The organism is Streptomyces sp. NPDC005374, assembly GCF_042872225.1.
Lineage (GTDB): Bacteria > Actinomycetota > Actinomycetes > Streptomycetales > Streptomycetaceae > Streptomyces.
On record NZ_JBIAKA010000001.1, the window covers coordinates 812,787 to 827,530 of the forward strand.

Below are 14,744 nucleotides of genomic sequence, written 5' to 3' on the forward strand. Positions count from 1 at the left end.
GGCTCCCGGTCGATTCCTTGCGACGAAAGGGATGCGCTCTTGCGTTACAGACCACCTGCCTTCCTGACCTCGGCATCAGGAAGGCAAGGGTTTTCCGCCCGTTTCATTCTGCTTCTGAGCACGGTCGCGATGCTGGCCACGCTCGCCGTTCGGCCCGACCTCGCGGGACTCCTCGCGGGTGACACCACGACCCGTTCCAGCGACAGGCCGGACGACTGGTTCGAAACCACGTCCGACGAGCAGTTGCGCTTCGACCAGTGCTTGATGGCCGATGCCGTACGTCTGGGCGGGCCGGGCATGTACGGCCTCGCCCAGGACGCCCTGAACCAGACACCGGCGAAGCTGCGCGAACTCGCCGCCATGGACGGCGGCGGGTTCGACGGTCCCCTGCTTCAGGCCCATGAGAAGGACGAGAGCGCCTGGAAGGCCAACTGGGAGCGTCTCCACGCGAAAAGGAACGCCTGGGAGAAGCCCCTGGACGGCCTGGCGACCCCGCACGGGTTCAGCGACTCGGCCTTCCACGATGTGCCCGGCGTCCACGACGGCGAGGACTTCTACGACCAGACCGGCCTAGGCAAGTGGGCCGGCGGACCCGACTGGAACGAAGAGTTCATCTTCTACGACCCCACTCCCGAGGCCGATACCAAGACCCTCAAGGCCGTCAATGACCTCGGTACACCGCTCTACGGCGAGAAGCCCTACGACCCGTCCCTCCCGGCCGGGGAGCGGGATCGGCAGTACTACGAACAGAACGCGTTCGAGGCGCTGTTCGACTCATTCCACGGCAAGGGTGCCGACGACGCCCGTCTCTTCCTGGCCTCCGGCGGCTTCCCCCGTACCTCCCCTGAACCGGGCACTGTCGAGTACCGCATCGCCGTAGAGGACATGAAGACCCGCTTCGCCTCATGCGGCTGGCGGGATCCGATCGACCCGAACAAGACCCTGCGCCAGGTGGAGGACACCGCCACGCAGGAGTGGCAGCAGGAGATCGCCTCCCAGGCCGCCCAGCGCAACCAGATCCTCACCGCCAACCGCGACGCCACCACGGCCCTGACCAAGGGCGCCGAATCGATGGCCGATCTGCTCGGCCAGTCGTGGATCGCCGATCACCTGGCCCGCTGGCAGGGCTACTGGTCCCCCGGTGGCCTCGGCTGGATCGGTGACTCTCCGGCGGTCATCCAGGTCGAGGCGGCCCAGGGCAAGTGCCTCGACGTGGCCGGCGCGAAGGAGACCGACGGCACGCCCGTACAGCTGTACACCTGCAACAACACCGCGGGACAGCAGTGGAGGTTCGAGGCGTCCGGTGACGCCTACGCCCTGGTCAACGTCAACTCCCAGAAGTGCCTCGACGTCCAGAGCAGCAACCCCGCCAACGGCACGAAGATCCAGATCTGGAGCTGCAACGGCAGCAAGGCCCAGCAGTGGAACTTCGACGTCCGCGCGGCGGGCGAGCTCCGCAACGTGGTCACGGACAAGTGCCTGGACCTGCACACCTTCGACAACAGCCAGGACTCGTGGCTGTGGACGTGCAACGGCACGAATCCGCAGAAGTTCCGGATCGTCCCCCAGGGTCACAAGGGCACGGACAGCCTGAGCTACCCGGACAAAGCCCAGTTCGACCAGGCCAAGGCGGGCATTACCGCGGCGCAGGCCCAGGCGAAGAAGCAACTCGACGCCGTCAAGGCGCAGTTGGCGGCAGCGAAGAAGGCCGCCACCGCGAGCGACACCGCCGAGCAGGCCGCCTACCGGATCGCGGACGCGGGCAGCGCCCCGCACGGCCGGGGTCTGCTGGTGGGGCAGCAGAAGGCGCAGGTGACGAAGGGGGCCGTAGCCGGCCTGGAGGCCCTGGCGAAGGCCGCTGAGACCGCCGAGGCGGCCACCCGGGCCTCCGCCGGGGACAGCAAGACGATCGCCCAGCGGGCGCTGGCACAGGCGGCGCAGTCGAAGGCCGAGTTCCGCAAGGCCGCCGCCGCGGAGGCCCAGGCCCAGGCCAAGGCCGCCGCCGATGCGGCCAAGCTGCATCGCGACAACGCCAAGAAGGACAAGGAGACCGCGGAGGCCAAGCTCGCCGAGACCCTCAAGGCCGAGGGCGACGCCAAGGCGGCTGCCGCCGACGCGCGCGCCAAACGGCTGGCCGCCGAGGCCGAGGAGAAGACGGCCAAGGCGGAGAAGGAGAAGGCCGCAGCCAAGCAGGCGGAGGCCAACCAGCACAAGGTCAACGCCCAGGCGGAGGCGGCCAACGCGCAGAACTCGAAGGAGAAGGCCGAGGCCGCCGAGAAGACCGCGGTCGCGCGCAAGAACGATGCGGTCACGGCACGCGACCACGCCCAGGCCAAGCGCGACGACGCGTGGGAGGCCGAGCAGAAGGCCGACGCGGCCCGCGCCAAGGCCGACGCCAAGGGCGCCTACGCCGACTCGCTGGACGCCGGCGACGCGGCAACCGCGGCGCGCGCCGCCGCCGACGAGGCCGACCGGCACGCGAGCGACGCCGAAGCGGCGGCCGGCCGGGCCCGCTCCGAAGCCGACGCGGCCACCCAGGCAGCAGCCGAGGCGGACGCCGCGGCGACCCGTGCCGAAGCGGCAGCCAAGCGCTCCCGCGCGGCAGCCGATGCCGCTCAGGCCGCGAAGCTGAAGGCCGACGCGGCGGTCAGCACGGCGACCAGCGCCACGGCGGACGCGATCGCAGCAGCACAGCACGCCGCCTCGGAAGCGAAGACGGCGGTCCAGCTGGCTGCCGAGGCCGGGGCGCACGCCAGGACCGCCAAGTCCCAGGCGGACGCGGCGAAGGTGGAGGTCGCCAAGGCCATGGCCGCCTCGGCGAAGGCCGCGGGCTTCGCCCACGTCACCGCACAGGCCGCCGTGGACGCCGGAAAGGCCGCCGCACAGGTCGCCACGCCGGCCAATGACGCCATCCAGCTCGGCTCCCCGTACGTCGACACCGACTCCGCCGCGAGCCTGGTCGTCCTGACCGGGCAGGCGTCGAAGTCGATCGCCGAGCAGCAGAAGGCCGTCGCCGACGCCCACGCCAAGAACGCCCAGGCGGAGGCCGACGCGGCCAAATCCCTCGCCGACCAGGCGAAGGACGACACCAAGGCCGCCTACCAGCACGCCGCCAATGCCGCCGGCTACGCGAGGGACGCCCGCGGCTACGCCAAGGAGGCCCTGGGTTACGCGGCCGGCGCGGCGGAGGCAGCCGCCAAGGCCACCCAGTCGCTGGCCCGCACGACCGAGTACGACCGCCAGGCCACCGAGGACGCGGCAGCAGCCGACGCGGCAGCGGGCCGCGCCGAGGGCTACGCCACCTCGGCCCGAGCTTCGGCCGACCAGGCAGCCCTCGACGCGGAAGCGGCCCACGCGTCCGCGGCACAGGCCGAACAGGCGGCGAAGGACGCCCGAGCGGCGGCGGACAGGGCTGACGCGGCAGCGGCTGAGGCGGAGGAAGCGGCCAAGGATGCCGCTCGGTACGCCAAGGAGGCCCAGGAGGCGGCTGACAGAGCCGAGCGGCAGGAGAACGCGAACCAGATCGAGACGGGCACCGTCCGCGACGAGACTGGTGCGCTGATCGGCGGCATGTTCTACACCGTCGACCACATCGAGGGCATCGGCGATCCGCAGGTCCTGAAGAAGACGGACGGCTGCGACGGCTGGTGGGATCAGCTGTTCTACGACGGCGACTGCACGATGACGTCGAAGATCCGCTTCAAGGCCGTCCTCGACCTGTACATGTGCAGCGAGCCGGTTCTGGACCCGCAGCACTCCACATGCTCCTCCAGCGACACGACGTACCTGGGCGAGTACCCGACCAAGGAACTATCCACCGAGGTCACGCACACCATCACGATCGCCGAGTACCAGGAGGGCATCGACCCGATCGACATCCTCTTCGGCAGCTGGATCAAATGCGCCCAGAAGATCACCCCGGGTGGCGCGGGCGGAAGTTGGAGCGGGTGCGCATGGGCGGCCGTTGACGTCGCCTCGCTGTTCGCCGGCAAGATCATCAAGCCCATCGCGGAGGCGGTCAGGGCGGTGGACGCGGCTGCGCGGACCGGCATCGGATTCGTCGAAGCGTGGAAAACCCTGCGGGGGCTCCGCCTGTCCGAGGATGCCGTCGCAGGCGTCTTCAGGACAGCGTCCCAGAGGCTCAAGACCCTTTGCCTGACGGACAGTTTCCCAGCAGGAACACGCGTGCTGCTGTCCAGCGGCAGATCCAAGCCGATCGACACGATCGGCGTCGGCGACGACGTGCTCGCCACCGACCCCGGCTCCGGTGTTACCCGTGCGGCACCCGTCACGGCGGCGCTCTCCCACCCCGCCGAACGCCTCACTCGGATCACCCTCGCCGAGGGCGGACAGATCCTGACCACCCCCGGGCACCGTATGTATGTTCCCGGCCGTGGCTGGGTCAAGGCCTCCGACCTGCACGCCAAGGACCCGCTCCGTACCGCGACCGGTGCCGTGCAGGAGGTGGCCGACCTCCACCCGGTGAGCACACCGCAGCAGGTGTGGGACCTGAGCGTCGCCGACCTCCACACCTTCTATGTCCTCGCGGGCGACACTCCTGTCCTCGTCCACAACGTCACCTGCCCCCCGTATGTCGATATCTATCCGAGTGGGCGGGGAATCGTCGCCGACATCGACAAGGACGGAATCGTCACGCTCGCGGTTGAATCGGGCAAAGACACCCCCAGAGGTGGCGAAATGTTTAACGCCGCACTTGCCCATTTCGGCGACAGCGTGAAGGGTGTCAAAGGGTACTGGCAGGATGGCGGTACCCTTATCGACAACCTGGACTCTTTCAACGCGGCCGTTCGAAACGGTGCGACACTCGAAGAGGCGGCCCTGGCCACATTCACAGGAAAGATGTCCTCACGAGCAGGATTTACCCACGTGGAGATAGTTGAGCTCAGGGGGATGCACGGGGAGTACACGAACGTCGGCGCAATCTTCAGATAGCGAAGCCCCCCAGGGTGGGCCTCACACCAACGTGAGACCCACCCTGCCCCCAGCCCGGCCAATAAGAATCACAACGAAAGACTGAGCACGCGATGGATAATCTGAAGAAAATCGCAGACGAATTGAAAAAAGCTCACAGCGAAGGGAAGAACGCGGTCGAGCTCGCATTGCTTTCCCGCGAGAAACTGGGTGCCGGATTCGGCGCCATCTCATTTATCGCCTCTTTCCGCCTCGCCTTCGATATTCCGCTTCCCGTTCTACAACAGGCTCAGGCGTGGCAACAATTCGGCTGGGGAGGCCGACAGATGTCCGACGAAGAGTTCTCCGCGATCCTCACGCCGTGGCTCACGAAGCAGTGAGCTCTTCCAGCGTGGATCCAGGTGAGGGGCTTCCGGCGCTGATCAGCCGCTGGTCAGGTCCCGCGGAATCCGACCTGTCACCGCTTTCGGCTGGACCTGTCGCATGCGTAGGAGCAACGTGGGTTAAGCATGTACGTCTGCCGTTTCGTCGACGGACAACCCGCCCCCTGGAGGAGACCGCGATACGCGACGTCCTCGACCCCGTCACCGCAGGAAGAACGCCGCCGTCATACCGCTCGGGTGCCCGACACTCCTCACGAGCGAGGCCGACCGCAGACACCTCCCGGAAAACCTCCGCGCGGAGGTGATCGTCGTAGCACCCGAGGCTCTGGCCGGACAGGCGCTCCAGCTGCTGATCTCCCCACAGCCGGAGCCTCGCCGGCGCCCGGTCCTCCCCTCGTTCCCGTACCACCCGAACCCCGTCGCCACCGGCTCCGTCACTCCCTCCGACACCCCCTGCGCATGCTGCGGACAGGAACGCGGCTGGGTCTACGCCGGCCCCCTCTACGCCGCCGACTCCCCGGACAGCGGCATCTGTCCGTACTGCGTCGCCTTCGGCAAGGTCGCCGAGCGCTACGACGCCACGTTCGCCGACGGCCTCGAGGGGGAGGTACCAAGAGACGTCGTGACGGCCATCCTCAGGCACGCCCCCGGATTCGCCGCTCGGGACTCGAGAGGTACCAGGACGCCGTCGACGACCTGCGCCGGCGATGCGCCGAGTGGTTCTGGCCGCCGGACGAGGTCGAGGACTTCTTCAGCTGCCTCGACAAGGACGACCTCTCACCTGATGAGAACCGCGCTCGCACCCCGCGTGACGCACCCCACCCCCCACCCCGTTCAAACTCCGTTAACAATGGACTGTGATCTCTCCGGTCTCCCCGATGCCCCGGAGCGCCCACCGGCACAAGCCGGAGGCGACTCCTTACGTCGATCTCACCCGCTCCGAGTGGAGCGCGCTGCGGGAGAAGACGCCATTGCCGCTCACCGCGGACGAGGTGGAGAAGCTGCGCGGCCTCGGTGACGTCATCGACCTCGACGAGGTGCGGGACATCTACCTCCCGCTGTCCCGGCTCCTCAACCTCTACGTCGGCGCCACGGACGGCCTCAGAGGCGCGCTGAACACCTTCCTGGGCGAGCAGGGCTCCCAGTCCGGCACGCCGTTCGTCATAGGGGTCGCCGGTTCCGTCGCCGTGGGGAAGTCGACCGTCGCCCGTCTCCTCCAGGCGCTCCTCTCCCGCTGGCCCGAGCACCCCCGCGTGGAGCTGGTGACGACCGACGGTTTCCTGCTGCCCACCAGGGAGCTGCAGGCCCGCGGGCTCATGTCGCGCAAGGGCTTCCCGGAGTCGTACGACCGCCGGGCGCTGACCCGTTTCGTCGCCGACATCAAGGCGGGCAAGGACGAGGTCACCGCCCCCGTCTACTCCCACCTGATCTACGACATCGTCCCGGACCAGCGGCTCTCGGTCCGCCGCCCCGACATCCTCATTGTCGAGGGCCTCAACGTCCTGCAGCCCGCCCTGCCCGGCACGGACGGCCGCACCCGCGTCGGACTCGCCGACTACTTCGACTTCAGCGTGTACGTCGACGCGAGCGCCGAGGACATCGAGCGCTGGTACCTCAACCGCTTCCGCAAGCTCCGCGCGACGGCCTTCCAGAACCCCGAGTCGTACTTCCGCAAGTACACCCAGGTCTCGGAGGAGGAGGCCCTCGACTACGCGCGCACCCTCTGGCGCACCATCAACAAGCCCAACCTGGTCGAGAACATCGCCCCCACCCGCGGCCGGGCCACCCTCGTCATCCGCAAGGGCCAGGACCACAAGGTGCGCAAGCTGAGCCTCCGCAAACTCTGAGGAGCGGCGCCTGTTAGAAAGGCGTCATGCTGCATCTGCGCCTGATCACCCCGGCCGAGAAGACCGACGACGTGGTCCGTCTGATCGAGAGGACGGTCGGCACCACGCATCTGGTCGTGCTGCCGGGCGCCGCCCGCAACCCGGCGGGCGACGTCGTGATGTGCGACGCGGCCCGTGAGGCCGGTGACGAACTCATCGGCGGGCTGAGGGAGTTGGGCCTCGACAACACCGGTTCCATCGCCGTCGAGAACATCGACCTGTCGCTCTCCAAGCGCGCCGACAAGGCCGAGGACGAGGCACCCGGCGAGGGCGCGGACGCGGTGCTGTGGGAGCAGCTGACGGAGGCGACGCACGAGGAGTCGACGCTCTCCATCACCTACCTGGCCTTCCTCACGCTGGCCACGATGATCGCGGCCTGCGGTGTGGTGCTGGACAACGCGATCCTGATCGTGGGCGCGATGGCCGTAGGGCCCGAGTTCGGCCCCCTGGCGGCCTTCAGCACGGCCATCGTCCGGCGCGACCCGCGCCTGGCGCTGCGCTCACTGATCGCGCTGTTGGTGGGCTTCGCGGTGGCGATGGTGGTGACGGTCGGCTTCACCTGGTTCATGGACGCCCTGAACCTCTTCCACAAGTCCGACCTGGAGGGCGACCGCCCCAACACCGCGTTCGTGTACGCCCCGGACCCCTTCAGCTTCGTCGTGGCGGTCCTGGCGGGCATCGCGGGCACCCTGAGTCTGACGTCGGCGAAGTCGGGCGCCCTGGTGGGAGTGGCCATCTCGGTCACCACCGTCCCGGCGGCGGCGAACGCGGCGATCGCCCTGGCCTACGGCGACACGAGCCAGACAGTCGGCTCGACCAACCAGCTCCTGCTGAACCTGCTGGGCATCATCCTCGCGGGCACGAGCACGCTGCTCTTCCAGAAGTGGCTGTGGCGAAAGCGCCCCTGAAGGGACGCGGGACCGTATCCATATGCGGCTCCGCAGCCCGCGCCCTTAGGGGCGCGGGGAACTGCGCGACCAGCCACAACGCCGCCGCAGCCCGCAACGCACGCCAACCCCCCACCCCTACCCGGCAATTCAGCCCAGCGCCGACTTCACCGCGTCGGCAAGCCGCCCCGCCACAGACCGAGCCTGATCGATGTCCGCAGCCTCGACCATGACCCGAACCAACGGCTCGGTCCCGGACGGCCGCAACAACACCCGCCCCGTCTCACCGAGTTCCCGCTCGGCATCGGCAACCGCCGCCGCCAGCTCCCCGGACGTCGACACCCGACTCCGGTCCACGTCAGGGACGTTGATGAGCACCTGCGGCAACCGCTCCATCACAGCGGCCAGTTCCTGCAACGACCGCCCGCTCGACGCCACCCGCGCGGCCAGCATCAGCCCGGTGAGCGTCCCGTCGCCGGTGGTGGCGTGATCCAGGATGATGACGTGCCCGGACTGCTCACCGCCGAGCGCGTACCCGTGCTCCTTCATCGCCTCCAGCACATACCGGTCCCCGACGGCGGTCTGGACGATGGTGAGCCCCTCCCGCTCCAGCGCCAGCTTGAACCCGAGGTTGGACATGACGGTGGCCACCACGGTGTCGGCCCGCAGAGTGCCGCGTTCGTGCATCGCCAGCGCGAGCACGGCCATGATCTGGTCGCCGTCCACCTCCTCACCGGTGTGGTCGACCGCGAGGCACCGGTCCGCGTCCCCGTCGTGCGCGATGCCGAAGTCCGCGCCGTGCTCGACGACGGCGGCCTTCAGCAGGTCGAGGTGCGTGGATCCGCACCCTTCGTTGATGTTGAGTCCGTTCGGGTCGGTCCCGATCGTGATGATCTCCGCGCCGGCCCGCGAGAACGCCTCCGGGGACACCCGGGCGGCAGCTCCGTGCGCCTCGTCGAGGACGATCTTCAGCCCGTCGAGCCGGTTCGGCAGTACGGCGATCAGATGCGCCACGTACTTGTCGAAGCCCTCGGTGTACTCCCGGACCCGGCCGACACCGCCGCCGGTCGGCCGCTCCCAGGGCTCACCGCGCCGGTGCTCGTCGTAGACCGCCTCGATCCGTTCCTCCAGCTCGTCGTCGAGCTTGTGCCCGCCGCGCGCGAGGAACTTGACGCCGTTGTCGGGCATGGCGTTGTGGCTCGCGGAGAGCATGACGCCGAGGTCGGCGCCGAGCACGCCTGTGAGATACGCCACCGCGGGCGTGGGCAGCACACCGACGCGCAGGACGTCCACGCCGGCGCTGGCGAGGCCCGCGATCACGGCGGCCTCCAGGAACTCCCCGGACGCGCGGGGGTCGCGTCCGACAACCGCCGTCGCCCGGTGGCCCTCGAACGAACCCGCCTCGGCCAGCACGTGCGCCGCCGCGACCGACAGACCGAGCGCCATCTCGGCCGTCAGATCCGCGTTGGCGACACCGCGCACGCCGTCCGTGCCGAAGAGTCGTCCCACTTGTCCTCCTGAGGAAGCGTCAGTTACGGAGATCATCCGATCACATGAGCCTTTGAGCGCCTTGTGCCGTTATACGCCTAAGGCTGTGATAAACGAACGCCCCGACGGCACTGTGGCGTGCCGCCGGGGCGTTCGGACGTACATCGGACGTACTGCTGACGTGCGAGTACGAGCTTGCAGGCAGCGAAGCTTAACGCTTGCTGTACTGCGGGGCCTTGCGGGCCTTCTTGAGACCGGCCTTCTTGCGCTCGACCGCACGGTCGTCGCGACGGAGGTAACCGGCCTTCTTGAGGGCGCCGCGGTTGTTGTCCACGTCGGCCTCGTTCAGCGCGCGGGCCACGCCGAGGCGCAGGGCACCGGCCTGACCGGAGACGCCGCCACCCGAGATGCGGGCGATGACGTCGTAGCGGCCGTCGAGCTCGAGCACCTTGAAGGGCTCGTTGACTTCCTGCTGGTGGACCTTGTTCGGGAAGTAGTCCTCGAGCGTGCGCCCGTTGACCTTCCACTTGCCGGTGCCGGGCACGATGCGAACGCGCGCGATGGCGTTCTTGCGACGGCCCAGGCCGGCGGCCGGCTGCGGGTCGCCGAAGCGGCCGGCGAGGGACTCCGAGGTGTACTCACCCTCGACGGGGACCTCGGACTCGGTGGTGTAGCTCTCGACATCGACAAGCTCGGTGTCGGTCTCGGTCTCTTCGACCGGCTGCTCAACAGTGGTCTCGGCCACGATGCTCCTCAGATTCTTTTCTGTTTAGGGGGTGGCCGGAACTACTGCGCGACCTGGGTGATCTCGAACGGCACCGGCTGCTGCGCAGCGTGCGGGTGCTGCTCGCCCGAGTAGACCTTCAGCTTGCTGATCATCTGACGGCCCAGGGTGTTCTTGGGGATCATGCCCTTGATGGCCTTCTCGACGGCCTTCTCGGGGTTCTTCGCCAGCAGCTCGTCGTAGCGGACGGAGCGCAGACCACCCGGGTAGCCGGAGTGGCGGTACGCCAGCTTCTGGGTCTTCTTGTTGCCGGACAGGTGAACCTTGTCGGCGTTGATGATGATGACGAAGTCGCCCATGTCCATGTGCGGGGCATAGGTCGGCTTGTGCTTGCCACGGAGGAGGTTCGCGGCAGTGGTGGCCAGACGGCCCAGGACGATGTCCTGAGCGTCAATGACATGCCACTGGCGAGTCACATCGCCGGGCTTGGGGCTGTACGTACGCACTTCGCAGCCTTCTTCTTCAGTGGATGGGTGCTGACACATGGCATCACTGAAGCGATCGTGCAGCTGGGGACGACAATGGCCGGGGACGATGCCCGTATGCCGCCCACTGGTAACTGCTCCAGGGAACCTACGTAAGGGCCTCTCGCCTGAGAACGACCAAGCCGATACGCATAACAAACCGCAAGGTTACCCGCGCTGGCCCGGACGGGTCAAAACGAGTCCGCCGCGGCAAGCGTCACAGCACCTCGGGGACCGAGATGTGCACCCCTGCCGGAAAGGTCCCCGGGCCAGTGTCCACAGGCCCCGCAGCACCTCCCGTACCCCGTCTAAGATGCGCCCCATGAGCTTTGGGCAGCAGGGGGAACCCCCGTCCCAGTGGGATCCCTGGAAACCGCAGTCACAGCAGCCGTGGAGCAGCGGCGGGGGCGAGCAGACTCCGGACTGGGCCGCGCTCGCCGAGGCCTCCGAGACCCGCAACAGGCGGCGCCGGGTGTTCTTCATCGCCGGCGGCGCGCTCGCCACGGTCGCGATAGGCACCGCCGTGGCGATGGCCGTCGTATCGGCGAACAACGGCGACAAGGCGAACAACCCGACCGCCTCGCTGCCGGTGACCGCCGACATCCCGAGCGCCACCGGGACCGCGCCGTCGTTCGCGCCGACCAGTGCTCCGCCGCCGCTGGATCCGAAGGAGTTCATCTCCAGCAAGGCCAAGGACACGGCCCCGCTCAGCGCGCAGATCCTCTTCCCGGGGACGCAGCTGACCATGGGGTCGACCGTGTACAAGAAGGGGAAGACGGCGGACACGAAGAACTGCGCCGCCGCCGACACCGTCCAGCCGAGCCTCGGAAAGATCCTCAAGGCCAACAGCTGCACCGAGCTCATGCGCGTCAGCTACACCAAGGACGGCGTCTCGGTGACGGTCGGCGTGGCCGTGTTCGACACCGAGGCCCAGGCCGCGAAGGCGAAGGGCCAGATCAACACCAAGAAGGACATCGTCAGGTCGCTGTCCGGCGGCGCGGTCAAGGCCTTCTGCAACTCCGCGGTCTGCCGCACGACCTCGAACTCCTACGGCCGTTACGCCTACTTCACCATCTCCGGCTTCGCGAGCGGCAAGAACGTGACGGAGAAGGACACCGCGGTCTTCGGCATCGGCGACAACCTGGCCGAGTTCACCTTCCGCCAGATCCACCGCCGCGGCGAGGCCCAGGCCTCGACGGCCGCGAGCGAGTGACCCGGCGCGCCTCGGCGCGCCGGGTCCGGCTCGGTCAGGTGTTCTCCCAGGACCCGCTCAGGGCGGGCTGGGGGTGCGGCACGACGGGTTCCGGCCGGCTCTCGGCCGTCCGCCCGCCGGCTGTCGTCCGGAAGACCCACGTGCGGTACGACCAGAAGCGGAAGAGGGTCGCGACGCCGATGCCGATGAACTTGCTGATGTTGGTGGCGAGCGTGCCGTCCCAGCCCAGGCCGTAGGTCGTCGCGTAGAGCACCGAGTTCTCGATGACCAGGCCGATCGCGCTGAAGAGGAGGAAGAGCGTCAGCTCCTTCCTGCGGCTGTTGCGGTCCTCCTGGTCCCGGTTGCGGTACGCGAAGTAACGCAGGCCGAGGTAGTTGCTCATGATCGCGACGACCGTGGCCAGGACGCTCGCCCGGACCGTCTGCCAGTCCGTGAGAGTCCTGACGAGGTTGAAGACCGCGAGATTGACCACGAAGCCCGAGGCACCCACCATGCCGAACTTCGCGATCTCGCGGTACAGCTTCCCCCACCGGGAGGGAAGCGCGTGGCGTCCGCTCACCATCTGATTCAGCCCCGTCGGTTGCGCATTCGCAGGCGCAGCGGCACCAGCGCCGACTCGAGCTGCGTCGAGAGGTTCATCTTGGAGACGCCCTCGGTGCGCTCCTCGAAACGGATCGGGATCTCCACCGCGCTGTGCCCGGCCCGCACGGCCTTGAACTTCAGCTCGACCTGGAAGCTGTAGCCGGCGCTGTCCAGGGTCGCGAGGTCGATGTCACGCAGGGTGTCGGCCGACCAGAGGTTGAAGCCCGCGGTGATGTCCCGGATCTTGGTGCCGAGCACGGTCCTGGCGTAGCGGTTGGCGAAGCGGGAGAGCAGGACGCGGTGCCTGCCCCACTCCTCGTCCAGCGAGCCTCCCTCCACGTACCGGCTGCCGACGACCAGGCCCACCCCGGACGCCACGGCCGTGCCGAGCATGCGTGGGACCGCTTCCACGGGGTGGCTGCCGTCGGCGTCCATCTGGACGACGTACTCCGCGCCCTCCTCCAGAGCGGCGCTCATCCCCGCGACGTAGGCCCGCCCGAGCCCGTCCTTCTCGGTACGGTGCAGCACGCTCATCCGGCGCCGGCCCGCGGGCTGGTCGGCGTTGTACTTCTCGGCGAGCTCCTCGGCGATCCGTCCGGTGCCGTCCGGGCTGGAGTCGTCGACGATCTTCAGATGCAGCCCGTCGATCGGCAGCCCGAGGACGAGCTCGGCCATCCGCGGCAGGTTCGGCGCCTCGTTGTACGTCGGCATCACGATGGTGACCGGTACGCCGGGGTATCTGTCGTCGGCCTTCATGTCGTTCTCTTTCCCTCCCCTAGAGGCCCCGAAGGGACCTCTCCCCAACGGGCGCGGGTCTGCCCAGCGCCCGGAAATGCCAGCCCGCCGCGGTCCAGCGGTCCACGTCGAGTACCCCTCTGCCGTCCACGATCCACGGCCGGGCGACCAACTCCGCGGCGCGCTCGGGGTCGATCTCCCTGAACTGCGGCCACTCGGTGAGATGCAGCACGAGATCGGCTCCCCTGAGCGCCTCCTCGGCCGACATCGCGTAGCCGAGGAGCGGGAACGCCTTGCGGGCGTTGTCCAGCGCCTCGGGGTCGTAGACCGTGACGTCGGCGCCGTCGAGGCGCAGCCGGGCGGCCACGTTGAGCGCCGGCGAGTCACGGATGTCGTCGGAGCCGGGCTTGAAGGCCGCTCCGAGTACGGCGATACGGGCCCCCAGGACCGCGCCCCCGCACAGGTTCCGCGCCAGCTCGACAACCTTGTCGCGGCGGCGCATGTTGATCGCGTCGACCTCGCGCAGGAACGCCAGCGAGACGCCGAGCTCGTCGGCGCGGTGCGCGAAGGCGCGGATGTCCTTGGGCAGGCAGCCACCGCCGAAGCCGACGCCGGCCCGCAGGAACTTCTTCCCGATCCGGTCGTCGTGGCCGATGGCCTCGGCGAGGACACCGACGTCGCCGCCGGAGGCCTCGCAGACCTCGGCCATCGCGTTGATGAAGGAGATCTTGGTGGCGAGGAAGGCGTTGGCGGCCGTCTTGACCAGTTCGGCGGTCGGGAAGTCGGTGGTGACGACCGGCGTGCCCGCTTCGAGGACCGGGGCGTACACCGCACGGAGGATCGTTTCCGCGTGGGAAGAGCGCACACCGAACACCAGCCGGTCCGGCCTCAGCGTGTCCTCGACGGCGAAGCCCTCCCGAAGGAACTCCGGGTTCCAGGCGATCTGCACACCCTCGTGGAGGGAAGCCAGCCGCTCGGCGGTGCCCACGGGCACGGTCGACTTGCCGACCAGCAGCGAGCCCTCCGCCGCGTGCTCGGCGATCGCCGCGAAGGCCTCGTCGACGAAGGTCAGGTCGGCGGCCCCGGAGCCCTTGCGCTGCGGGGTGCCGACACACACGAAGTGCACCTCGCCGAAGGCCCCGGCCGCCGCGTGGTCGGTCGTGAACCTGAGCCGCCCGCTCGCCGTGTGCTTCGCGAGCAGCTCGGGCAGCCCGGGCTCATGGAACGGCACCCGGCCGGCCTGCAGCGCGGCGACCTTGTCGGGGTCCACGTCGACGCCGAGCACCTCGTGCCCGAGTTCCGCCATGCAGGCGGCGTGGGTGGCACCGAGGTAACCGGTGCCGATGACTGTGAGCCGCATCCAGCGGCCTCCTTCACAACTCCGTGTCAG

General features: G+C 68.7%; 11 protein-coding genes and 1 pseudogene. 6 read left to right on the plus strand and 6 right to left on the minus strand.

Features of this window, described 5'->3' with window-relative positions:
- Positions 1-129: 129 nt before the first annotated feature.
- The 5 genes and pseudogenes from ACFYRX_RS03805 (at position 130) to ACFYRX_RS03825 (ending at position 8,109) form a co-directional block, all read left to right on the plus strand.
- Entirely contained in the window at positions 130-4,953 is a 4,824-nt protein-coding gene (locus ACFYRX_RS03805) for a ricin-type beta-trefoil lectin domain protein (protein ID WP_389096313.1), read from the plus strand.
- 92 nt (positions 4,954-5,045) lie between these two features.
- On the plus strand, positions 5,046-5,312 hold the full coding sequence (locus ACFYRX_RS03810) for a hypothetical protein (RefSeq protein WP_389096315.1): 267 nt from the start codon (positions 5,046-5,048) through the stop codon (positions 5,310-5,312).
- A gap of 304 nt (positions 5,313-5,616) precedes the next feature.
- A pseudogene (locus ACFYRX_RS03815) lies at positions 5,617-5,964 on the plus strand (CbrC family protein); the annotation flags it as partial.
- Between the two features lie 229 nt (positions 5,965-6,193).
- Positions 6,194-7,162: a type I pantothenate kinase gene (gene coaA, locus ACFYRX_RS03820; protein WP_389096317.1), complete on the plus strand. Its 969-nt coding sequence runs from the start codon at positions 6,194-6,196 to the stop codon at positions 7,160-7,162.
- Between the two features lie 26 nt (positions 7,163-7,188).
- The gene (locus ACFYRX_RS03825; protein WP_389096319.1) at positions 7,189-8,109 is read left to right on the plus strand and encodes a DUF389 domain-containing protein; all 921 of its coding nucleotides are present in this window, start codon (positions 7,189-7,191) and stop codon (positions 8,107-8,109) included.
- Positions 8,110-8,238: 129 nt separating this feature from the next.
- Here ACFYRX_RS03825 and glmM read toward each other — a convergent pair whose 3' ends face one another.
- From glmM to rplM, 3 genes are all read right to left on the minus strand, one after another.
- Positions 8,239-9,597, minus strand: coding sequence for a phosphoglucosamine mutase (gene glmM, locus ACFYRX_RS03830; RefSeq protein ID WP_389096321.1), 1,359 nt, complete (start codon positions 9,595-9,597; stop codon positions 8,239-8,241).
- A gap of 190 nt (positions 9,598-9,787) precedes the next feature.
- Positions 9,788-10,321 (minus strand): 30S ribosomal protein S9, encoded by a 534-nt coding sequence (gene rpsI, locus ACFYRX_RS03835; protein ID WP_389096323.1) that lies wholly within the window; start codon positions 10,319-10,321, stop codon positions 9,788-9,790.
- Positions 10,322-10,362: 41 nt separating this feature from the next.
- On the minus strand, positions 10,363-10,806 hold the full coding sequence (gene rplM / locus ACFYRX_RS03840; protein ID WP_389096325.1) for a 50S ribosomal protein L13: 444 nt from the start codon (positions 10,804-10,806) through the stop codon (positions 10,363-10,365).
- Between the two features lie 340 nt (positions 10,807-11,146).
- Between rplM and ACFYRX_RS03845 the strand changes: the two genes are divergently transcribed.
- A complete protein-coding gene (locus tag ACFYRX_RS03845) occupies positions 11,147-12,037 on the plus strand; it encodes a hypothetical protein (protein WP_389096327.1) in 891 nt (296 codons plus the stop codon).
- A 34-nt stretch (positions 12,038-12,071) separates the two neighbouring features.
- On the opposite strand, the gene ACFYRX_RS03850 is transcribed toward ACFYRX_RS03845, so the two are convergent.
- From ACFYRX_RS03850 to ACFYRX_RS03860, 3 genes are read right to left on the minus strand one after another with little or no spacing between them, the layout of a single operon-like run.
- Positions 12,072-12,599 carry a GtrA family protein gene (locus tag ACFYRX_RS03850; protein WP_389096329.1) on the minus strand — a complete coding sequence of 176 codons (528 nt, stop codon included), beginning with the start codon at positions 12,597-12,599 and terminating at the stop codon, positions 12,072-12,074.
- A gap of 5 nt (positions 12,600-12,604) precedes the next feature.
- Positions 12,605-13,375: a polyprenol monophosphomannose synthase gene (locus tag ACFYRX_RS03855; RefSeq protein WP_389096331.1), complete on the minus strand. Its 771-nt coding sequence runs from the start codon at positions 13,373-13,375 to the stop codon at positions 12,605-12,607.
- Between the two features lie 19 nt (positions 13,376-13,394).
- Positions 13,395-14,714 (minus strand): UDP-glucose dehydrogenase family protein, encoded by a 1,320-nt coding sequence (locus ACFYRX_RS03860; protein ID WP_389096333.1) that lies wholly within the window; start codon positions 14,712-14,714, stop codon positions 13,395-13,397.
- Positions 14,715-14,744: the final 30 nt, after the last annotated feature.

What these genes read in the sequence shown, in the direction of transcription:
- ACFYRX_RS03825 (WP_389096319.1), top strand. Translation starts at nt 7,189, where the DNA reads ATGCTGCATCTGCGCCTGATCACCCCGGCCGAGAAGACCGACGACGTG.
- ACFYRX_RS03845 (WP_389096327.1), top strand. Translation starts at nt 11,147, where the DNA reads ATGAGCTTTGGGCAGCAGGGGGAACCCCCGTCCCAGTGGGATCCCTGG.
- ACFYRX_RS03805 (WP_389096313.1), top strand. Translation starts at nt 130, where the DNA reads ATGCTGGCCACGCTCGCCGTTCGGCCCGACCTCGCGGGACTCCTCGCG.
- ACFYRX_RS03855 (WP_389096331.1), bottom strand. Translation starts at nt 13,375, where the DNA reads ATGAAGGCCGACGACAGATACCCCGGCGTACCGGTCACCATCGTGATG.
- ACFYRX_RS03810 (WP_389096315.1), top strand. Translation starts at nt 5,046, where the DNA reads ATGGATAATCTGAAGAAAATCGCAGACGAATTGAAAAAAGCTCACAGC.
- ACFYRX_RS03850 (WP_389096329.1), bottom strand. Translation starts at nt 12,599, where the DNA reads ATGGTGAGCGGACGCCACGCGCTTCCCTCCCGGTGGGGGAAGCTGTAC.
- ACFYRX_RS03860 (WP_389096333.1), bottom strand. Translation starts at nt 14,714, where the DNA reads ATGCGGCTCACAGTCATCGGCACCGGTTACCTCGGTGCCACCCACGCC.
- coaA (WP_389096317.1), top strand. Translation starts at nt 6,194, where the DNA reads ATGCCCCGGAGCGCCCACCGGCACAAGCCGGAGGCGACTCCTTACGTC.